The 23,485-nt window shown below is 43.3% G+C and carries 13 protein-coding genes; 3 read left to right on the forward strand and 10 right to left on the reverse strand.

Annotation, left to right across the window (positions count from 1 at the left end; genetic code table 11):
* Positions 1-9: 9 nt before the first annotated feature.
* The 8 genes from D0S24_RS18765 to D0S24_RS18800 form a co-directional block, all read right to left on the reverse strand.
* Positions 10-270, reverse strand: a complete 261-nt coding sequence (locus D0S24_RS18765; RefSeq protein WP_103442245.1) for a DUF4212 domain-containing protein — start codon at positions 268-270, stop codon at positions 10-12.
* 78 nt (positions 271-348) lie between these two features.
* A complete protein-coding gene (locus D0S24_RS18770; protein ID WP_117021365.1) occupies positions 349-1,425 on the reverse strand; it encodes an anhydro-N-acetylmuramic acid kinase in 1,077 nt (358 codons plus the stop codon).
* Positions 1,426-1,470: 45 nt separating this feature from the next.
* Entirely contained in the window at positions 1,471-2,133 is a 663-nt protein-coding gene (locus D0S24_RS18775) for a bifunctional 2-polyprenyl-6-hydroxyphenol methylase/3-demethylubiquinol 3-O-methyltransferase UbiG (RefSeq protein ID WP_117021366.1), read from the reverse strand.
* A 5-nt stretch (positions 2,134-2,138) separates the two neighbouring features.
* The gene (locus D0S24_RS18780) at positions 2,139-3,704 is read right to left on the reverse strand and encodes a glycoside hydrolase family 3 protein (protein WP_251795836.1); all 1,566 of its coding nucleotides are present in this window, start codon (positions 3,702-3,704) and stop codon (positions 2,139-2,141) included.
* A complete protein-coding gene (locus D0S24_RS18785; RefSeq protein WP_117021367.1) occupies positions 3,694-4,968 on the reverse strand; it encodes an MFS transporter in 1,275 nt (424 codons plus the stop codon). Before D0S24_RS18785 ends, D0S24_RS18780 begins: the two co-directional genes overlap by 11 nt.
* 71 nt (positions 4,969-5,039) lie before the next feature.
* The gene (locus D0S24_RS18790; RefSeq protein ID WP_117021368.1) at positions 5,040-6,554 is read right to left on the reverse strand and encodes a glycoside hydrolase family 10 protein; all 1,515 of its coding nucleotides are present in this window, start codon (positions 6,552-6,554) and stop codon (positions 5,040-5,042) included.
* Between the two features lie 79 nt (positions 6,555-6,633).
* Positions 6,634-7,977, reverse strand: coding sequence for a hypothetical protein (locus D0S24_RS18795; RefSeq protein WP_117021369.1), 1,344 nt, complete (start codon positions 7,975-7,977; stop codon positions 6,634-6,636).
* Between the two features lie 16 nt (positions 7,978-7,993).
* Positions 7,994-10,903, reverse strand: coding sequence for a SusC/RagA family TonB-linked outer membrane protein (locus D0S24_RS18800; RefSeq protein WP_258922841.1), 2,910 nt, complete (start codon positions 10,901-10,903; stop codon positions 7,994-7,996).
* Between the two features lie 258 nt (positions 10,904-11,161).
* Between D0S24_RS18800 and D0S24_RS18805 the strand changes: the two genes are divergently transcribed.
* Together D0S24_RS18805 and D0S24_RS18810 are read left to right on the forward strand one after the other, a co-directional pair.
* Positions 11,162-11,911: a DeoR/GlpR family DNA-binding transcription regulator gene (locus tag D0S24_RS18805; RefSeq protein WP_117021371.1), complete on the forward strand. Its 750-nt coding sequence runs from the start codon at positions 11,162-11,164 to the stop codon at positions 11,909-11,911.
* A gap of 294 nt (positions 11,912-12,205) precedes the next feature.
* Positions 12,206-13,021 carry an N-acetylmuramic acid 6-phosphate etherase gene (locus D0S24_RS18810; RefSeq protein WP_117021372.1) on the forward strand — a complete coding sequence of 272 codons (816 nt, stop codon included), beginning with the start codon at positions 12,206-12,208 and terminating at the stop codon, positions 13,019-13,021.
* Position 13,022: 1 nt separating this feature from the next.
* On the opposite strand, the gene D0S24_RS18815 is transcribed toward D0S24_RS18810, so the two are convergent.
* Complete coding sequence (locus D0S24_RS18815) at positions 13,023-13,427, reverse strand: cytochrome c (protein WP_117021373.1); 405 nt, start codon at positions 13,425-13,427, stop codon at positions 13,023-13,025.
* Positions 13,428-13,571: 144 nt separating this feature from the next.
* On the reverse strand, positions 13,572-14,693 hold the full coding sequence (locus D0S24_RS18820) for a PQQ-dependent sugar dehydrogenase (protein ID WP_117021374.1): 1,122 nt from the start codon (positions 14,691-14,693) through the stop codon (positions 13,572-13,574).
* Between the two features lie 203 nt (positions 14,694-14,896).
* Between D0S24_RS18820 and D0S24_RS18825 the strand changes: the two genes are divergently transcribed.
* Entirely contained in the window at positions 14,897-23,269 is an 8,373-nt protein-coding gene (locus tag D0S24_RS18825) for a T9SS type B sorting domain-containing protein (protein ID WP_251795837.1), read from the forward strand.
* The last annotated feature ends 216 nt before the right edge of the window (positions 23,270-23,485 follow it).

Raw genomic sequence — 23,485 nt, forward strand, 5'->3', positions numbered from 1 at the left:
TAAAAGTGGTTATTCGTTGTAACCGTATTTTTTGTCCAACTTGTTCATGAGGCGAACATAAACAAATATTAGAACTACAAAGACGTAGATGGATCCCTGCTGTGCAAACCAAAACCCCAACTTAAAACCTCCTATTTTTATAGTATTCAGGGCATCTTTAAATAATATCCCGGCCCCGAACGAAACTGCAAACCATATGGATAATAGAATAAATAGATAGCGCACATTTTCCTTCCAATAGGCTGTTGCCTTTTTTTGTTTTTCGCTCATTATATCTTTGGTTTAGTAAAGCGGCAATAATTAAGTAACCAAGATAAGGTTTTGATTTAATATACCAAACGATATTTGTTAGGCCGGTAAATAAATTACCCCCCCGAAAGAATCCTTTTTGGCCCCTGTAACGGAGCTGAGGCAATTAATTTTCTCTTCATCCCTTAAGACGCCCATAAGCGCAAAAACAAGGGCCTCTTTAAATTCGATCAAGGTCTTGGAGGGCAGGACAACCTTAATTTCCGCTCCAAGTTTTTCCTGTAAACAATCCGTTAAAAAAGAGTTCAGGGCCCCGCCGCCGGTAACAAATAAGCTCTTTTTTGTTTTATTCCTTTGGCCTTTTACCTGAAGGGAGATCTGATCGCAAATATGATGAACGGCGGTATGCAGTAAATTTTCAATTCGGTCCCCGGTACCTTCAACAATGGGGACTACTTTGTCTATAAACCATTCGAAACCAATAGATTTTGGAAAGGGCAATTTGTAGAATTCCAGGTCGTTGAGTTGGTCCAACATGCCCTGGTTTATCTTTCCGGTCCTTGCCAGATCACCTCCTTTGTCATAATCGAGGTCTATTTTTTTTGTAATATGGTTTAGGACCATATTTGCCAAGCCTATATCATACGCCAATCTTCTGCCATTTTGTTCAAAGGAAATATTGCTGATCCCGCCCAGATTTAGGCAAAAATCGTAACTGTCAAAAAAGAGTTGATCGCCAATAGGTACCAAAGGTGCTCCCTGTCCGCCCAAGGCCACATCGTTGGTCCGGAAATCGCAGATTACCTTTGTGGCACTCGCGTTGGCCAAATGTTGGCCGGAACCTATTTGAAAGGTGAGTCCATTTTGGGGCTGGTGATGGGTGGTATGGCCGTGGCTGGCAATAAAATCCACTTCCAATGCATGCGCTTTAATAAAATTATTGGCCTGCAGTCCCAGCCAGCTACCATAGGAATTGTGGAATTGTAGCAATTGGTCTGCCGGCAGGTAAATGGAGTTTTTAAGCTTTGTCTGCATTTCATCGCTATAGGGAATGCTCTGCGTTTGTTTAATCTCAAAATCCCAACCCGTGGGCGTTTCCCATATATGGCAGTAGGCCAGGTCCAATCCGTCCAATGAGGTGCCGGACATTAGCCCAATGATTTTATATATTTTCATCTTTAGTTCTTTAATGTTTTTATGGTTCAAAGTAATGGACCCGATCTATTCGGACAATATAAAGATCACCGACAAAGGTTTATTTCCATCGTTGGTCACTTCCTGTAATTGGTGCAATTGGAGTCCCGCTTTTTTGAATACGGATATCCAGGATTCAAAAGTACGGGCATACCAAGCATGGCCATCCGTAAAATTGCCGGGAAGTCCTTTCCAGGAATCACCTATCCATTGGCTTTTATACTCCATGTTATTTTGCATTAGGAAAAAGGGGTGAAGGGTCTGTACAGCGATATAGCCATTTTCAGATAGCGCGTTTTTTACTTGCTTCAGGAGTTGGCCCAGGCCTTCTTTTTGATAAAGGCAGAAGTTGAAAACAGCAGCGTCATAGGGGGCTTCCGGGATGGGGTTTCCCAATATAATGTCTTCGTAGGACATTTGATAATAGGTGCCTCCTCCTTTTTTTTTCGCATTTTCCAATAATTGGGGAATGGCATCCAGGCCTACCGTGGATTTACCCATGGCACCTAGACTTCGTGTAAGCCAGCCCTCCCCACAGCCAATATCCAAAACTTTAATGGCAGGAGAATTGCCAATGAGCTGTAATATGGCCCTATTGGTGAATTTTCTGGATTCAATATCGGCATTGTCGATTACCTTGATCCATTCGAGGGCATTTATATTCCATGATTTGATAATGTTATTCTCCATTGTTTTTATCGCTCTTTTGGATTAATGGTAACGGGCAATGTTCCTTTGGCTTTGTTTTTACCTGTGAAATGTGCCAGGGCATTCTCTTGAAATTCTATGAAATTTTGATACCCCAATACCACTGCTTTGGCGGTCTTATACTCAATGAGGTTTAGTACATATGGGTTTCCAAATACATATAGGATTACCTTCTTTGTTTTTAACAAGTGCTGCAGCTGCAGAAGCTCCTCGGTCTTAAGGTCAAAATTGTTCTGCGGTTTGACTTTTGGTGGATAAAGGACAATTAAAACATTGTGCTCATTTTTAGGTCGCTCCATGGCGATTTTGGAGGCCGCTTTCACAAAGGTGTTATTGGTAGATTCCCCTAGGGAGAGGCAAGTAAAGCCTTCATTTATAAAGTCGGTAATAATACTATCGCTCCCCGTCAATAAAGTAAGGCTTTCCTTGGCCAACCGTTGGTTCAATATAGTGGTTTCCTCTCGGTCTGTAGGAGGTAGGGAAAGGGATGCAAAGGCTTTCTCCTTTAATTTCCATACCCTTTTAAAGCTTTCTTCTATTTCACCGGGCGCTGCATTATGTATTATTTTTTGAATGCCTTCCTCTGTGTTCTCTGCAAAGCAAAGGATATCATTGCCCGCATCAAACGCACGCCATTCCAGTTCCCCTTTTTCGGAAAACATTTTGCTTACGCTATGCATGTTCAAGGCATCGGATATGACTATACCAGTAAAATTTAATTCCTTACGTAAGAGGCCTTGAATGATGGATTTGGAGATGGTGGCCGGAGTACCTTTGCCTTTATCCAGGGTGGGGATGGATAAATGACCTACCATAACGCTATCCACTCCACTATTTATGGATTCCCTAAAGGGATAAAGTTCGTTTTCCATCAAAGCTTCTTTGGATTTATTAATGACTGGAAGGCCAAGATGGGAATCCGTAGCCGTATCACCGTGTCCGGGAAAATGTTTGATACAACTTAAAACACCAACGCTTTGGGTACCCTTTATAAATGCCAGTGCTTTTTGGGCTACATTCAATTTGTCCTCCCCAAATGAGCGGTAACCGATTACGGGATTGTTGGGGTTGTTGTTAATGTCCACTACTGGGGCCAAATTCCAATGAATACCAGCCTGTCTGCAATCAATGCCTATTTGTTGACCTACTTTGAAAATTAAGTCCTCCCTGTTGTGGACTGCCCCCAGGGTGATGGCATAGGGATACTGCGGCGTATTTTCAACGCGCATTGCCAAGCCCCATTCGGCATCGATACTTATGAGCAACGGATATTTTGCGGCATTTTGGTATCTTTCAATTAGGCTCTTTAGTGTGGTCAGGCTTTGTTGGTTATAAATAATTTTCTTTTTCCCTTCAAAATTGGTAGCGGCACTGGCCCTGCTATGAAAGAAACAAAGGCCACCAATGTGGTATTTTCCAATGAGCGCTTCCAATCTCCGGATTTCTTCTTCGGTATCATTGATAAAAGCGGCCGGCATAAACAATTGGCCCACTTTTTCTTTTAGGACAAGCTGAATAGTAGCCGTAGTATAGGGCGCAATTTTAAACATCATGGGTATTGGTCTTTTTACCGTAATCGGCAGGATATTCAATATATTTTAAGAGGAACAGTGCGGGTAGGGCCGCAATGACCACCCAAACGAAAAAGCCGCCATATCCGAGCCATTCCTGGATATAACCACTGGCCATTCCCGGCAGCATCATTCCCAGGGCCATAAATCCGGTGGCAATGGCATAGTGGGAAGTTTTTGAAATTCCTTCCGCAATATAGATCAGGAAGATCAGAAAGGCAGCAAATCCAAAGCCGTACCCAAACTGTTCCAACACCACTGTTACTACAACGGCCACAATGCTGGTGGTTTTTGTCAAGGCCAAAAAGGCGTACATGGCATTGGGCAGATTTAGGGACAAGACCATGGGCAACATCCATTTTTTTAATCCATCCTTGGAAATAAGGATGCCACCGAGGATCCCTCCCAAGGATAACATTATTACTCCCACAGTTCCGTAAATGGTCCCTACCGCCTCGGTAGAATATTCCAGTCCGCCCGCTGAGGTTTTGTCCAGCAAAAAAGGGGCGGCCATTTTTACCAATTGGGATTCCCCAAGACGATAACTTAAAATAAAGGCCAGGGCGATTCCGATATTCGGCTTCTTAAAAAAGGAAATGAACACCTCCAAAAATCCTTCAGGTTTTACTTGGACAATGGCTTGGGAGGATTCAAATTTTGGAGCGACAAAAAAGTTGGCCACCGTCAATGTCAACATTAAAATGGCAGCGGCGATCATGGTAACGGACCATGCTTTGGTGTTGTCCCCATAATAATTTTCCAGAAATCCGGCGAGGATAACTATGAGTCCTTGACCGGTAATCATTGCAAGGCGGTAGAAGGTACTCCGCATGCCTACAAAGAAGGCCTGTTTTTTTTCTGTGAGGCCCAACATATAATATCCGTCCGATGCAATATCGTTGGTTGCCGAGGCAAAAGCAGCCATCCAAAAACACGCCAAAGTGGTGGTAAAAAAAATGGAAGTTGGAAGGGTCAAGCCCACTCCAAGAATGGCGAGGGAAATGATCAGCTGCATGCTCAGGAACCATTTTCGTTTGGTGCCATTGAGATCTACAAACGGACTCCAGAGAGGTTTTAAAACCCATGGAAGATATAACCAACTGGTGTATAAACCAATATCTGAGTTATTGATACCCAGTTTTTTATACATTATTACCGAAACTGTAACTACAAGTACGTACGGAATGCCTTGTGTAAAGTATAAAACAGGAACCCATGCCCATGCCCACTTGTCTTTTTGAATCATTTTGCCTGCACTTTATTTGCTAAAATTGATTTTATATTGTTTATGATGAAGATATAAAATCTTCCGTTGCTTTAATTTATACGGATAATTTTAGGCCTGCTTTCCTGTCCAAAATTATTTATAAATGATAAGGCCAAAATTTTCTTTCCTTTGAATTTCGATGGGTCAAAACTAAAATTTCCCGACTCGGATAACGGTATTTTTGACACTAGATTATCGGTGTTTTCCAGGTTTAATTTGGATTCTTTTTTAGCTACATATACCAGGGCATAACTTAAATTTTGTCTTTCCTGGGGCGGTATGCTGAAGTATAGAATTCCCTCTTTTTCTTCAAACCGGGTTTCGACTATCCTATTTTGGAATACGTTTATTGGTAATGGTGGGCTAGGGGGCAGGGCCATCTTGTGGTAGTATTTTTTCTTCAATATTCTAAGCACATCCTCCTTGTTGGACATAAGGGATTTGGCACTAAAAAATACATTGCCGATTACATTTTTATTTTCTCTGGCGAATTTTAGTTGGTTGGGAAGTTCTTTTTTCCTGTCCCAGGCCCTGTCACTGTTGTTTCTTATTTTATATGGCCCGTTGCCAATATACAGATTGGTATTGTGGCTGTTTTTAGACCACCAGTCCACTATCTTTTTATGGGATGCTGCGGGCAGGTCCATGCTCCAATAGACTTGGGGCACCAAATAGTCTATCCAGCCATTTTTCATCCATAACAAAGGATCGGCGTATAGATCCTCATAAGTGGTCTGTCCGGCTTTGGTATCCGATCCCCTTGGATCGGTACTGTTGTTTTTCCATACCCCGAACGGACTTATGCCGAACTGTACCCAGGGTTTTTTACTTTTTATGGTATTATGGACCTTTTGCACCAAACTATCAATATTGCTCCTACGCCAATCTTCCAAAGATTGTTGCGGTAGGGCGTATTTGATATAGGTTTCCCTGTCTTCAAAGGTTTCACCGGTTATCTTGTAGGGATAGAAGTAATCGTCAAAATGTACGGCATCTATATCGTAATTGGTTACTACTTCGGCTATGATATCGGTTAGGTGCTGTTGCACTTCCGGTAATCCGGGATTGTAATAATATTTTTTTCCATATTTCAACATCCAGTCGGGATGTTGGTAGTAATCATGGTCTTCGCTCAATATTTCCAGTTTTTCATCAAACGTCGCCCGGTAGGGGTTAAGCCAAGCATGAAACTCCATCCCCCTGGCATGTGCTTCCTGTACCATCCATTCCATAGGGTCGTAATAAGGTTGTGGGGCTATCCCTTCGTTGCCGGTCAAAAATCTGGACCATGGTGCGTATTGGGAAGGATAAAAGGCATCCCCGGCGGCCCTGATCTGGACAATTACGGCATTAAAATTCAGATTTTCATAAAAATCAAGGATTTTCAGGTAGTCCTGTTTCTGTTTTTCAATATCATCCAACCCATTTTTCGGCCAGTCGATATTGACTACGGTGGCTATCCAGACTCCCCTCAATTCATGCTTGGGTGTTGGTATGGAAGATTGGAATACCGAGCAGGAGGAAGTAAGGACCAATGAAAGTAATATGAAAATTCTTTTGAACATATGGGATTGAGCGTTGAAATAAAAGGCCTAGCATTTTAACATAAATGTAGGCCTTTTGTAAACTAAAACAACATTTCCTTTAAATTGTTGGATCGGCCGGAGTATTGCTATTGTTGTCCCTCTCGGTGTTTGGATAGGGATAAAAGTTTCTATTCCTTTCATCCGTAAACACTTTGGCACTTGTGCTGGGCTCAGGTCGCTCAAATCTTCTACTGTCCTCCAAGCTGGTTCCGGTTAGGAACAGCTCCAATCTACGATTAAGGTATACTTCGTCCAAGAGGGCATCAACGGACATATCTCCGGTATATGAAGCAATATTGGCATTAAGGCCAAAAACGTCGTCATTATCCGTTCTAACATTGTCTATTGCGGTTACTGCCGCAGTCATATCAACTGAAGTTTTTCTAAGATTGGCCTCGGCAATAATTAGATTCATTTCGTCCGGTAAATAAACTGGAATGGATTCGGTTCCATCTTCCATATCAAAGAAACCCGCAAGATCTTCAATGGGCAATTGATTTAAGTTCATTTCATCCAATGATACCAGGTAGAAATCAATTCGCCCATCCTCTGGGTCTATTGAAAAGGAATTGGGCAAGCCGAAGTTGTCCCTAGGTTTAAAATTGGGAACGCCGTTTTGAAAGACCCTGCTCCAGACCGGATTTAGGTTCTGTGAATCATAGGTGAATACGGAGGCAACGGATTGGTCTACAGAACCGGCGGCCGTTATGGCGTCCTCGTAATTACCTGCAAATAAATTGTACCTGGCCGACATGGCCTTTAAGGTATTATCCAAATCTATATTCCCTCTTAATATCTCGGAACTGAACTCTTCGGATATTGGGTTGGACGAAATTAGGTTTTGAGCCTCATTAATTAAGGCAACTGCAGTGTTGTATGCCTCTGTTCTGGATACGAATGCAGCATCCCCATCCTGGCCGATAGCTACAATTACTTGTTCGTAGTTCTGGGCCAAACTACCTATGGCCATGGCCTTAAATAAATTGGCGTAGGCTACCAATCCACTTTTGGTACCATCCTCGATACTAAGATCGGGTGCACTTTTTGCAATATCCTCCGAAATCGACATTACCCGAAGCATAGTAGACCAGAGTCCGACTATATTGGAAGTGGAATTGGGGATGTCCCCACCGTCCTCAAGATCGATCATGTTCTGAAAGGTAGTGGTAATACCTGCCTCTCTAGTGGTTACTGCAGGAGTTTCAACGATCCATCTAAGACCGGTAGTGGAATACAATTGTTGCATGCCTATGGTTGCTGCCAATATGCCTTCCCTGGAAGAAAAGACCTGAGCGTCCGTAGCGGCATTGGGATTGTCAAAATCGGTTTCGCAAGATGATATTACCAAGACGGTCATCAATAGTGCAATAGCCTTTATGTTCATATTCAAATATTTTTTCATTGTTGTTGTTTTTAAGTTAGAAACTAACATTTACTCCAAATTGATACGTTTTAGGGATGGGAACTGTAGCGAAATCAAACCCTCTTACCCCATTGCTTTGCCCTGCGGCACTTACTTCTGGATCCCACCCGGAATAATTGTCCCATGAAACCAGGTTTCTACCTACCAAACTCAATGCTACATTGTCTATAATGTCCCATTTTGGTTTAAAGTTATAGCTCAGGCTTACCTCCCTTAACTTAACAAAGGATCCATCTTCCACAAACTCTTCAAAGATATTGGCCTGTGCCCCACCGTAGCCCTTGGGAAGGTTTCCCAACAATTCTTGACCCACATTATATCCACCACCAAACAATACATTGTCCATCAATCTGCGGTTCCAGTTGAATACTTCATAGCCCTGAACAGCATCAAACTGCACTCTTAAAGAAAAATCCTTATAAGTAATTTCATTGATCAGGGAACCAAACCAATCTGGATTGGGGTCGCCCAATACTTTGGACGATTCGCCATCCTCAGTAGTACCTCTAAAAGGATATCCATTGGCGTCCAGGGCTATGGTCCCATCTTCGTTTCTAGCGTAAAACTCCCTATAGAAAACACCTAAAGACTCCCCTTCTATTACATAGTTGGTGGAGAAACTGCCATCAAGGGTTAGTCGCCCTCCTCCTGCTACGTTGGTAACCTCATTCTTGTTTTTGGAGAAAGAAGCGGTCACGTCCCATGAAAAGTTTTCATTTTTAATGGGTGCGGCCATAAGAAGTACTTCTATCCCTTTATTTTCCAAATTTCCTACGTTTTCGAACCTCGAGCTAAAACCACTTGATGGTGCCAATACCCTTGGAAGCAATAGATCGGTCACTTTTTGATGGTAATACGAAAACTCTAGGCCTAAGCGGTTGTTGAGAAAACCTGCATCAAAACCCAATTCAATTTCATCCTGTCTTTCGGGTTTTAGGTTTTCATTTCCTTGAGCGGTCGAGGGGATAAGACTTACCGCCCCACCAATGGCTGACGGCGTATATACTGAAAATCTGTCAAAGGCACCCAATGCGGTAAGGTTACCGGCCTGTCCCCATGAAGTCCTTAATTTAAAGGAATTAAAAGTGTCTGAAAAGGTATCTTTCCAAAAATCCTCATCGGATAGAACGTAAGAGGCGCTGGCCTTAAAATAAAGTTGATTGCGCTCATCCTTACCGAAAGTTGAAGCCCCGTCCATTCTTACGGCCCCGTTTATGTAAAGTTTGTCCATGAAGGAAAACGATTGTTGCAGGAAAGCTCCCCAGTATGATATCTGTGATCTAGTCTCTCCTTGTTCCAATAAACTACCTCCAGTTGCCGTTTGCACCACAGGAGGAAGTCCGGTTGCACTAATGCCTACCCTGTCCCTTTCTTCGTATTGCCAAGATCCGCCGGCGGTGGTGGTGGAGTTCACGCTATCCGATATATCCGTTCTGTAAGTTATATTAAGGTCACTGTTGTATTGAAAACTGTTTAAATCGGATCTTCTAGCAAATCCATCGGGTAGGGTGGAAGTATTATTGATTGGGATAAAGGCAGTGGCGGATTGGTTGTAATAATCCATTCCCAGGGTATATTTTGCGGAAAGATGCTCATTGAATTTACCATCCAAGGCAATGCTGGTGATAAAACGATTGGTTTTTTGTCCAAAATCGAAACGGTCCACCGCTTCCAAAGGGTTGGTTCTCGCCACCAAGGGAGAGGTTATAGGGTAAACTCCGGAAGCATCAGGAGTTGGATCTATGGAATTATCGCTGAACAAGAACCCTGTAATGGAACCATAGGCAGAATTGATCCCTCCATTGGGAACGTCGTTGCTTATACTTCTAACGTAGTTGAAACCTCCGGTGATATCCAGCCAATCAAATGCCTTTTGGGTAATGTTGGCCTTAAAGCCATAACGTTTAAAGTCGGTATTCTTTACAATACCTTCATTGTCCAAGTGTGAGGCCGAAAGAAAATAGGAGGTCTTCCCATTTCCGCCATTTACCGAAAAGTAATTCTCCAGTCCGGAACCAGTATCGAAAATAACATCTTGTAAATCATATCGCTCTGCTGCAACTGTAGCCAAATTATTTCTATCAGTGGCCACTTCCCATGCTAGGGGAACGGTATTGTAATCTATTTTTTTTCTAAGCTCGTTAAGCTTGGTATTTGTCATAAAAGTAAATTTTGGCTCCCCACTTTTACCTTTTTTGGTGAAAATTTGAACTACCCCGTTGCTTGCTCTCGAACCGTATATTGCCGCTGCCGCTGCACCCTTTATAATTTCTATTTTTTCAATATCGTTGGGGTTAAGATCGGCAAGCCTGTTCTGGGAATTTCCTCCCAAATCTATGAGTTCGTTACTGGAATTGCTGACTATGATGCCATCCACAATATAAAGGGGATCGGAACTACCTGCAATGGTGCTTGGCCCCCTAAGTCTTATACTGATGCCTCCAGCCGGGTCTCCGGAATTTTGTTGTACCAGGGCACCGGAAACTTTTCCGGCAATGGCCTGATCTACCTGGGTGGCGCCATTATTGGTCAAATCTTCCGATTTTACTGAGGATATGGCGTTTCCCAAAGATCTTTTATTGGCCCCTGTCCCTGTCCCGGTAACCACCACTTCGTCCAGACTTAAAAGGTCCTCCACTAGTACAATATCCTGAGTGATATTGTTGCCCGAGGCAGTGAAGGATATTTTTTGAGTGCTAAAACCAAGATAGCTAGCGGTTAGGGAATAATCCCCGTTCTCCAAATCAGCCTTAAAGCTGTAGTTTCCATCAAAATCCGAAACCGCCCCAAAAGAAGTATTTGCAATAAATACAGAGGCTCCGGCAATTGGTATCCCAGAACCGCTTTCGGTTACGTTTCCACTGATTGTAATTGGGGATTGTTGCCCAAATACATTTGTACTCATTACCAAAAGTAGCCATAGGAATAAATGGCTTGGCAATTTTCCTCTAATTGTTTGAAATTTTTTCATCGGCTTTTAGAGTTAATTTTTAGTGAATTAAATTAGAAATAGAGTAATTGTTATTCTCAAAAATATGCAAAAAACCGCAACTCTTGCAATAATTTGCAATATATTGCATTAATTTTTGAAATTGTTAGCTTTATGAGGATTGTTTGCAGTATTTTGCTAATATTGAGAATATTCTGTTAATATGATAATTTTATGTTAAAAGCCGAGAGACAACAAGTAATCCTAAACGAGGTTAGAATCCATAATAGGGTTTTATTCACGGATATTGCCGAACTATTGAGTGTTTCGGTAGATACCATTCGCCGTGATATTAAGGAGCTCAGTGCCGTAAAAAAATTAAAAAAGGTACATGGCGGGGCCATTTCATTAGGTTTTAACAATTACCATGTTGAAAATCAAGAGATCTATGCCCTTGAGAGTAAGTCGCGCATTGCCAAAAAGGCAATAACCCTGATCAAGAGTGGACAGGTCGTACTTTTAAGTGGGGGAACCACTAATATGGAAATTGCAAGGATGATTCCGCCCCATTTGAAAATTACCTGTTTTACACCCAGTTTACCGGTGGCCGTTCAATTAATGGCCAAATCGGATGTGGAAGTAATATTGGTAGGTGGAAAGTTATCCAAGGATTCGCAAATTGCCATTGGGGGCTGCGCTATAAACATGTTGAACGATATTAAAGTGGATATCTGCTTTTTGGGTATCAATTCTATTGACAGATTAAACGGGGTGACCGATTTTGACTGGGATGTTGTTCAAATGAAAAAGGCTATGATTAATGCCTCCAAAAAAATCGTTGCCCCTTCAATTTCCGAGAAATTACATTCTACACAGCGGTTCAGGATATGTGACTTGGATACTATCGATGTTTTAATTACCGAATTGGATCCAGAGGATGATAAATTAAAGGATTTTAGGGAAACCAATATGATATTGTTATAAAATATGTAAATGTTGGTCCTTTGTAAATTTTTAAATGGTCTTAATTTTATTAATAATCGCAGTAAGTTTTGGATAAGGTTCAAAAGTAAAATTTCATAAGTTTGCCATTATATTCTGAGTATACTTTGACTTGTGAAACAGTGGTTAGTTTAAATAAAAAATTATTTCCAAATGAATAACAGGAGTAATGGCTTAATTTAATGAAATTACTGAGTTGATCATCCTATTCAAGTATTCTATGTTTAGTTTAAACCAATTAATAATTCTATCTAAATCAAATACCGACCATAAAATATGTCCGACTACCTAAAGATTACCGAATTACCATCAAAATATACCGATTTGGAATTGATGGATACCGCAACGATCCTTAAAAATATGAATAAGGAGGACCAATTGATTGCCGATGCGGTAGCCTTGGTCATACCTGAAGTGACCAAATTGGTGGATGCCCTGAAGGAAAGATTCGACAAGGGGGGCAGATTATTTTATATAGGTGCCGGCACCAGTGGCCGTTTGGGTGTGCTTGACGCTTCGGAAATTCCGCCCACTTTTGGGTTGTCGCACGATCATGTCATTGGATTGATAGCAGGTGGGGATGTGGCCATCAGAAAGGCCGTTGAGAATGCAGAGGACAATACCGTTCAGGCCTGGAAGGATTTGGAAGCTTTTGATATAACTAAGAACGATACCGTGGTGGGAATTGCCGCATCGGGCACTACACCTTATGTTATTGGAGGGGTAAAGGCCGCCGCCGCACATGGATTGTTGACCGCATGTATCACCAATAATCCGGGATCTCCCCTTACCCAAGTTGTGGAAATACCTATTGCTGTAAATGTAGGGCCGGAATTTCTTACCGGAAGTACGCGGATGAAAAGCGGAACATCTCAAAAGCTGGTGCTCAACATGATTTCCACGGCCCTAATGATCAGGATCGGGAGGGTAAAAGGGAATAAAATGGTAAATATGCAGCTTACCAATGAAAAGTTGGTAGACCGCGGCACCCGGTATTTGGTAGAGGAGTTAAATATAGATTATACCGAGGCCGAAAAATTATTAAAGAAATACGGTTCCGTAAAGAATGCCATAGACGCCAGAAGGGGATAGATTATTTATGGACATTCATGGACACTTCCTCCTCGGTTACCATGCTGTCGCTTTTATTGCCCCATGAATTCAGGATATAGTTCATTACATCTGCAATTTCCCCATCTTCCAATCCCATTGGTGGCATAATGTTGTCATAGGTCAGCCCATTGACCAATATAGGGCCTTGTTGGCCGTATTTTATACCCCTTATACTTTCTTCCCTTTTGTTCATTAAAAAATCAGATTTGGCCAATGGCGGGAATGTTTTTTCCACGCCTTCCCCATTGGCCATATGGCAATTTATACAGAAGTCGGAATAAATATCCCCACCTCTTTGGATACTTTCTTCCAATTCCTTGTCCTGGAACAAAAAAAGGGCCAGTAAGGAAATGGACAAAATATAGGTTATAAGCAAGAGTTTCATCTGTTACTTTTTATTGTTTTTAATCGGTCAGATGTAATGCCTTGATTATCATGTCGTCCCGATAATTATCGGGAGGTTTGATAAATCTCCATTGGGCATTTCATAGATTATTCTTTAAGTTGCTGAGGTGTAAGGAAAAAGATGTTATTTTTTTGGTACCAGTTTATAGATCCCCTTCCCTTCCACTGCAACATATATAAAACCATCAGGAGCTTGTCTTACGTCTCGTACACGTCCCAGGTCGGGCATTAATTTTTCCCTATAAACAACCTTATTGCCCTTTAGTTCCAGTCTTTCCAAGTATTGAAATTTTAGGGAACCTACGAGTAAATTGCCTTTCCATTCCGGATATTTGTCAGAGGTTACAAAAGCCATTCCACTAGGGGCAATGGACGGTACCCAGTAATGTACGGGTTGTTCCATGCCTTCCATTTCGGTTTTGTCCGTTATGGGCGTACCACTATAATTGATGCCATAGGTAATTACCGGCCATCCATAATTCTTACCCTTTTCAATGATATTGATTTCGTCCCCGCCCTGTGGCCCGTGTTCATTGTCCCAGATTTTCCCTGTCATCGGGTTTTTGGCCAGACCCTGGGGATTTCTGTGCCCATAGCTATATATGGCCGTTTTTGCCCCTTCGGTATTTACAAACGGATTATCCAAAGGAATACTTCCGTCCGCGTTCAAACGATATATTTTTCCGCCATCCCTGGTAATATCCTGGGGGTTAACATCCCGGTCACCACGCTCTCCGATGGAAAAGAATAAATATCCGTTATCGTCAAAGACAATTCTGGATCCAAAATGCTGGCCTTTGGTAGTGTTCGGGGTAGCCTTGTACAACAACTGGGTGTCGGTAAGGCTATTGTTGTTCAATTTTGCCCTGATTATTGCTGTATTTCCACCCTTATCATCACCGTCTTCGGAGGCATAGGATATGTAGATCCACCCATTATTGGCGTAATCGGGATGCAGGACAACATCCAAAAGACCTCCTTGGCCTCTATTGTATACGACTGGGGCATTGCCCACTTCTATTTTTTGACCATCCTGAAAATGGATCAATTTACCTGCCTTTTCCGTGATGAGCATACTACCATCCGGCAGAAAGGTAAATCCCCATGGTATTTGTAGTTCATCGATTATTAGTTCTGCAGTGAAGGGTGGGTTATCTATGTTATTAACCTCATTTTCAGTTTGTTGTGCGCAGGATAAATTTAAGGTCAGTAAGGTGACGAATATAATTTGAATACTATTTTTCATAATTTATCGTTAAATAATTAATAATGTAGCTTAGAACGCTAAAGATAAATATAAAATATAAGTTTAAACCAATACACCAAGAATATACTTTGACCTCCCAAGTCCAATTATATTTTGTAAAACCTACTTAACCTATGCTCCCGAAAAAGCCTCGGTATATTTATTATACCCTAGTTCTGCTAACACTAAGTATTGTGTTTGGTGTGTTGAAGGCAAACCCCATAGTTAACGAACTTATAGCGGATGTTTCCGCTGCGGTAGAAAATATAAATACCACAAAAATTGTAGTTGACCGGCTCCAGGAGAGTAATTTTTCGGACAAAACAAAAATAAGCTCCGTAAAGGCGGTGGAAATGGATATTACTACCAGTCCAATGATGTTTGCTACGATCATCAACGGGGCCAACGAAGAGGTAACCTGTACCAATGATGGGAGTACCCTGGCCAAATTTTTTCTATGTGGGACCGGTGATGATAGAACCATTTCTGTAAGCGGAAGTGGTACCATTACCTGGCAAAAGGTTTCCGCAAGTTGTCCGTTCGTAGGTACCGACGATTGTCCCGTAAAGGATAATAGTTGTTATGGGCCGGCAGTAACCGGGGCAACTTATTTTTTGGATGCCAGTGACCCCTCCGTTGCAGGGGAATATCGAGTTAGGGTAGGGTCGGGTGCCTTTTATTATTTCCGGGTTTCTTCCAATCCCTTGAACCCCCAACTGAGTACCCAGGATATTATCTGTGGAAATGCCGGCAGGGTAGAGGTTACCAATGTCCCTGCTGGATACGAATACAGCCTGAATTCTGCTGCCGGTCCCTATCAGGATAATCCGTATTTCGATATACTTACCCCAGGTAATTATCAGGTGTATACACGATTAAAGAACGCTTCCCCCAGTGCCTGTGTTTTTCCATCCCAAACCGTAACCGTTAGCGAGGTGGATATGACCGTAGATGTTTCCATGATAGATATTGTCTGTAGTGGGGATAAGGGCAGTATAAGCATTGACGTTTCCGGAGTACCCGGATTTTACAGTTATAGATTAATTAGGAACGGGGTTACCATGAACACCTATGGTCCCAATAGTTCCAATACACATACCTTTAATAATCTTGGTGCCGGTACTTATTCCGTATCGGTTCAGGCCGGCAGCAGTTGTACCCAGACCATAAGTACCATTAATGGAAATCCGATTACCATTGGTGCCGGACTGGTTCCTGTTGATGCTACTGCTTTTGCGACCGATAGTTTTGGTTGTGGTGCTACTTCGGTGGATATCACCATTGATGCCAGTGGGGGTACAGGACCCTATCAATATAGCATTAACGGAGGGGCTTTCAGCGGGAGTTTTACCACTTCCACAACCCATACCGTTAACAGTCCCGGATCCTATAGTATAGTGGTAAGGGATGTTAACGGATGTACCAAGAATGCTGCGGTAGACGTTGAGAATATTCCACCTCCGGTATACAATATCAGTTCTATAGATGCCAATTGCGGGGGGTCTAACAACGGAAGCATCACTGTAAATGTTACGAATAGTAATGGTTATAACCTGGAATACAGTATTAATAATGGCGGTACGTTTCAGAACAGCAATGTGTTTTCCAATCTGTCCCCAGGGAACTATAATATTGTTATAAGGTATCAGCAAGATACTTTTTCATGTACCACTCCTGCAGTTGCGAGAGCCATAGGTACCCCTTCAACAATATTGGGAAATGCCAACGCCACCCAAACCCCAACCTGTTTGAACGAAAGTGGGGGCCAGATTACCTTTTCGGGAGTCAGTGGAGGTGTAGGTCCCTATGAGTATAGCATTGGGTCCGGATTCCTTCTGAACAATACGGTATTTAATGGGATTTCTGCGGGAACATACTCCCCGCAGATACGGGATGCCAATGGTTGTGTCTCCACCTTGCCCACCATTGTTTTTAGTCCGTTGAACAAACCTACGGATATCGATTTTATGGTATCCAGTATAGATTGTGCTACCGGTACGGCATCCGTTTCCTTGGCCGTAACAGGGGGTGCGGCCATCAGTACCTATGAAATTATAGCCCCTACCAATGTAAATAATGGTGGGGCCAATACCTTCACGGGCCTAGGTCTGGGAAATTATACCTTTAGGGTAACCGATTCTGCCGGTTGTAATTATACGGAAAGTTTTGCCATCACCGATATTAGCTCTATTGGGGTGACAAGTCAATTGCTTACGAATGTCAGTTGTGTAGGATATAGTGATGGGGCAGGTCGTTTTATAGTGGACGGCTTTAGCGGCACCTATAGGTATCAGATAGATGCAAATCCAGCTGTAACCGGACAGACCTCCAATATAGTTTCAGTAAGCGGATTAGGAGCCGGTTCCTATACCATAACGGTTACGGATGAAGACACCAATTGCGTAGATACTGCAACGCTGGTCATTGCGGAACCATCAACACCATTGGCCATAAATCCAATATGGACCGATATGAGCTGCCAGAACAACAATAGGGGAGCGGTTAATGGGAATGCTTCCGGAGGTTGGGGCGGATTCCAATATACCCTCACCAGACCTAATGGAACTACTTTGGGGCCAAGGAGCAATCCAAATTTTACGGGTCTGACCGATGATACCGGCCCCTACATCATTAGTGTGGTAGACGGGGGTGGTTGTACCGCCTCCGCAAGTTATACCTTTACTTCCTTGACGGCACCTATCCTAGTGTTGGATTCGGCTGCCTCGGATTTTTGTTTTGATAGTTCCAATGCCACCACTATGGTGGTCAACGCCAGTGGTGGGGATGGGAACTATGAGTACCGAATAGATAATGGCCCTTGGACAGCCGGTGGTGCAAGTGCAAGTTATGGCGGACTTACCCCTGGTAACCATACCGTTGAGGTTAGGGACGGAAATAACTGTTTGGATAGTGTGGTTAGGAATATTAGGCCACAGACTACCTCTACGGTCAGTATACAAAAAGAGCTTACCTGTAGCTTGGTACCTGGAGCCGGTGATGCCGATATTCGGGTCAATATTGGCAATGGAAATCCACCTTATGCCAATTATGCCGTAAATATTAATGGAGGGGGATATGGTCCCATTACACCTATTGCAGGAAGTAGTTTTGTGTATACCACCGCAAGTCCCGGTACTTATCAATTCCAAATTACGGACGGCAATGGTTGTGTGGTGGAAACCAATGTGGTAACCATAAGTCCTACGGATATTATAGCGGCGACTGCCGATGTTACCGATCCTCGATGCGACGATCCCAATACCGGGGTGGTGCGCTTGATCCCCGATACCACCGTAGGGGTGGCTCCATACGCCTATAGTATAGATGGGATTACCTATACGAATCAGGCAGTATACGGAAACCTTTCTCCAGGAAATTATACCTACTGGGTAAGGGATAGTAGGGGATGTTTTATAGATGTATCATTTACAGTAGGCCCTCCGGATCCGGGAGTGGATGTTAACGTGGTGCCCAATGATGCCACCTGTGCTGCGGGAGTCGTTACAGGAAGTATTGATGTTACTGGTAATATCAATGGTGTAGCTCCTTATACCTATACTTTATTGGATGTAAACGGAACCGTGGTCGGTCCCGTTGTAAATACAGCAAGTGACACCCATAGTTTTACCAATTTACCAGTTGGGGAATACACGGTAATTACTAGGGATGCATCCGGTTGTGAAGATAGGGATGCGGTCACCTTGGGCCATACAGGGCTAACAATAACCCCGGTTCCACCACCATTGCCGGCAAGCTGTGATCCCAGTGCAGATGGCTTTACATATACTGTTAACATTGCTGGTGGTTCGGGAGAGTATGATATAAGGGTGATTGGTGATCCGTCAGGCTTTTTTAGTATGGTATCTGGTGCTACTTCACATACCTTTAGTTATGCAGCAAATGGCATTATCTATGGAGTGGCCTATACGGTTGAAGTTTTGGATAGGGTAACAGGCTGTATCTATCAACAGGAAATTCCTCCTGTAAGTGATGCAAGTAATCCATTGGCAGCTGTGGCTTCGGGAACTTCAGCTTCCTGTGATGTTTCTGGAAATGGAATATTCAATTATGAGGTTGAGGAATATACTGGTACCCAACTGGAAATTACGGTTTTTAATGTCACAACTGGTGCTATAGCTGTACCTGCAATAATCATTGTAGTGCCAGCCTATGTTGCGGGTACTCCTTATGCAGGACAGATAACAAACTTGCCTCCCGGTAACTACCGCGTTTTGGTGGAAGACGTACCTACGGGCTGTACCATTAGTGCACAGGCAATTATAGCCCAAGATATCCCAACCATAAGTGTAGATAGTAATACCAATGCCAATTGTAATGATCCGGACGGACATTTAGTGGTACGCGGTGTGGGTGGAACGGGTCCATATCAATATTCCGTTGTACCGACTACAACGCCTGTTGGGGCCTATTCGCCAACTACGGACTATGATCTTACGCCTGGGAATTATGATGTTTATGTACAGGACGCCAGTGGTTGTGGTTCTTTTAATACGGTCACTATCCTGGAGGATCCGGGAGTTGCGGTACCTACCATAGATGTTACCAATCAATGCTTTGTGGTGACCTCCTATAATGTAGCCGTTACTTCGCCATTAAATAGTGGTCCTGCCCCGGAAACTACTTTTCAATACGACATGGGCAACGGATTTCAGGATAGCCCATTATTCTCAGTTCCCAATCCAGGTACTTATACCATGACGGTAAGGGATGGTAACGGATGTACGGCAACCAATACTTTTGAAGTATACGATTTCTTTTCCATAACCGCCAGTGCAACCGCGGAGCCTTCCTGTAATAATGCCGATGGTACCATTACCGTGGTAACCTCCGGTGGAAGCGGGGATTTTGATTATGTTTTGGACGATGGTATAAATCCACCTACTTTTCAAGCTAATAATCCTGTTTTTACAGGCCTTATTCCAGGAAATTATACCATAACCGTTACAGATAGGAGTTCCAATACTTCTCCATTATGTGAGGATACCGCCGTTGTTGAAATTATTACGGTAGATCAACCAATTATAGATTCCGTACTAACTGAAGATATTTCTTGTTTCGGAAGTGCCGATGGCAGTATTTCTGTGGATTTGGTAGCGGCTTCGGCCACGGACGGACCTTTTGTTTATAATTTGTACGATAGTTCCAATAATTTGGTGGTGAGTCAGGCAGATGCCATTTTCGATAATTTAACCGCGGACAACTATCGGGTAGAAGTAGTGTCCAGTAGAGGATGTACATCGTTGCCGGAACCTGCAAACATTGCAGAGCCTACGGCATTAATGGGAGCGGCAACAGCACCTCCTTTTGCCTGTAACCCATCCAGCAATACCTTTAATACCACAATAATAACCGCATATGCGGATACCAATGGGGATGGCTCCGGAACACTTACAGGTACCGGTCCTTACACTTACAGTATCAATGATGGTAGCCCGGTATTCGACGGGACCAATTTCCAAACTGGCAATACTTTTGAGATTATAGATAATGGTGGGCCACAAACCATCATCGTAACCATAAGGGATGATAACGGTTGCGAAATAACGGATACGGTCAATTTAGTTCCTCCCTCCGGATTGACCTTTAGCTTTAACGAGCTTAGCCCGATTACCTGTGATGCTTCCGGATCCGGTGTGATGGCCAGTACCGTGGAGATTATAATAGATCAAGGCCCAGGAAATTATGAAGTGGAAATTTTACCCTTGGGAACCGAACCGGTGCGTTCTTCTGCCGGTACGGATAGGGTTGTATGGGATTTGGATACCCCCGGCGATTATATTTTTGCCGTGAGGGATATTGACAATGGTGGTTGTTTATTTGTTACTCCAACCTATAATGTGCCCGATTATAATCTTATTGAGGCTGTTATAGATGAGGTGAAACCGGTAACCTGTTTTAATGGGACCGACGGAGAAATCAGTATTGAAGTCAATAATTATACTGGTGTATATAACTATGAAGTTTTTTCCCGTGATGCCGCAGGTGTGGAGACCAGTACAGGGGTAAGCGGAAGTTTTGATACGTCCAACCCCATCAATAGTCCCGAAATTATTACTGGAGTGCCTGCTGGCAACTTACTGGTACGGGTAGAGGCAGTGGATAGTCCATTTTGTGATACTGTTAGTAACACCACTACGGTGCACGGACCGGACAGACCTTTGGATCCTACACCGGCCCAAACGGCGGATGTAACCTGTTTTATTCCAGGTAGGGGAGAAATAACGGTGTCAGGCGATGGTGGCTGGGGAGGCTATGAATATCAATTGGAATTGGAAACGGCTCCCGGGGTATACCTTATGATCGCTTCCTTTTCCACCAACAATGTATTCAGTGATTTAATAAGTGGTACCTACCGGGTAGGTATCCGGGATACAGGTGCTTGCGTGGTTACGGAAGACTTCGTCATTAGTCCGCCGGTTCCGATAGCCGCCGATATTAGAATTGTACAGCCTTTGCTATGTCCTGGTTCCAATGATGGAATAATCGAGGCCTATAATATGAGCGGGGGAGAGGATATTAATGGTGATGGCGAGGAGTATCTGTTCCAGCTGAATAGGCTGGATACATCAGGCAATATATTAAATACGAGTGGATTACAGGAATCTGCTGTCTTTCCTAACCTTCCTACAGGCAATTATACCATAGTGGTCTATGACGGGTGGGGATGTAGTTTTACTACACTACCGGTTTTTATCCAAGACCCTTTGCCGGTAGATGCCGATCTTGTGGAGACTTTGGCTCCCGGTTGCGGGGATGAGGGCCGTATGGAGCTGACTATTGCCAACCCCGTGGCCGGAATGGAGTATTTCTATCGCAGGTCCGGCACCACTGATCCTTTTGTTTCCTTTGGAGGAATAGACGTGGTTGTTGTTGAGATTGTTATACCGGACGTAAATCTCAATCCTGGCCCATACCAATTTGATGTACAGAATGGCAATGGTTGTCCAGAGCAGAAGTCGAATGAAATTAATCTGGACCCTGCCTTACCTTTGGTAATAGCCCTTGATCTGGTAGATGCGAATATTAAATGTGCCGGACAGCCCACAGGAATTGTAAGGTCCGAGGCATTTGGAGGGGTAGGAAACTATATCTATACATTGGTAAACAATGATCTGGATAGCGGAACCCCGGGGGTTCCAAGACTCCCTGTGGCCACCGATATTGTGAGAGGGGCACAAAGTTCCGGTATATTTAGGGATCTGCCACCGGGATCGTATTATGTTTATGCTACTAGTCTTGGATGTACCGCTATTTCCGGGGAAGTGTTAATAACTCCCAAAGACCCATTGCTATTGGATCGTTTGGAAATGGTACCCGTTAGTTGTTATGGGGATGTAGATGGGCAGGTCATTATAGAGGCCAGTGGCGGTACCGGGAAGATTCGTTTCTCCATATCCGATACCTTAAGCGAGTTCTTTGAGGGGGAAGATCCCTTGAATCCCAATTCTTTCACCTTTACGGATTTACCGCCCGGTACCTATGAAATAATTGTACAGGATGAGCTGGGATGTAATATTTTGCAGGAAGTGACCATTACGGAGCCCGAAGAATTGGTAGTGGCGAACGTGGATACTATTCCTGAAACCTGTATCAATGCCGCCGATGGCTCAGCGCAACTCACCGTTATGGGGGGAACACCCTTTTTGGATGTGGTAAGCGGTACGGAGTATTATGAGACCAAGATTATCGGACCTAATTCTGTGGGCGACGAAGTTTTTGTTAGAAACGATGCCCTGTTTTTTGATAACCTAATGGGGGGTGAAACCTATGTGGTCTTCATTCGTGATGCCATGGGGTGTGAAGCAAACGCCATTGTTCCCATCCCCATTGGGGTCGACCTAAGTTCCGAACCCATTGTGGAATATGGATGTGAGGGGATTTTTCCAAATAGTACCGTTACCATCCGTATGACGGATCAGAGCTTAATGTCTAGACTCCTTTTTTCATTGGATGTGGACGATATGACCTTGGCCAATACCCAGACCATTTTTGGGGATTTGGCGGCCGGTGATCATACTGTTTATATTTATCATGAAAATGGATGTGCCACTTCGGTCAATTTTAGTGTGGATGCGTATGAACCATTGACCCTGACTGCGGTCAAGACGGGTCCAAATGAGGTTACTGCAACGGCGACTGGCGGTTTTGGGGATTACGAATATTTTTTCCAGGGCGACCCTTATGGCGATGTCAATGTGTTTTTATCCAATCAGGACACCAATGTAACGGTCAGGGTGGTAGATCGTATGGGGTGTGAGGCTACAGTATCCATTCCGTTCAAATTTACGGGTATGCTGGAAATACCTAATTTCTTTACTCCAAATGGAGACAACAAAAATGATGAATGGTACCCCGGAAATAGGGATTTCTTTCCTCACTTGGAAGTTAAGATCTATGATCGCTATGGTAGGGTAGTGGCCATTTTGGACCAAGTGTCCGGTTGGGACGGTAATTATGATGGCAAAGCTCTGCCTACAGGGGATTATTGGTATGAAGTGAACGCAAATGACGAAGATAAGCAACAGTTTTTCGGACATTTTACCTTATATAGATAACTGAATTATTACCTGTATTTTTCCATGAAAGTGAGGTCGCTTAAAAACTATTTAGGGGGCCTCACTTATTTTGGTATGCTTGCCTGAAAGGCCATCAAAAAATCCAAACCGCCCTTGAGGTTCTCTAAAACAAAAAAATATAGTGGATAATCTCGTCAACGCCCGAATAATGGACATCTTTACGAAATCTTTATATCGCAATCATTAACTTTGAAC

It is taken from the genome of Arenibacter sp. P308M17 (assembly GCF_003426735.1).
In the GTDB taxonomy this organism is placed as follows: Bacteria; Bacteroidota; Bacteroidia; order Flavobacteriales; family Flavobacteriaceae; genus Arenibacter.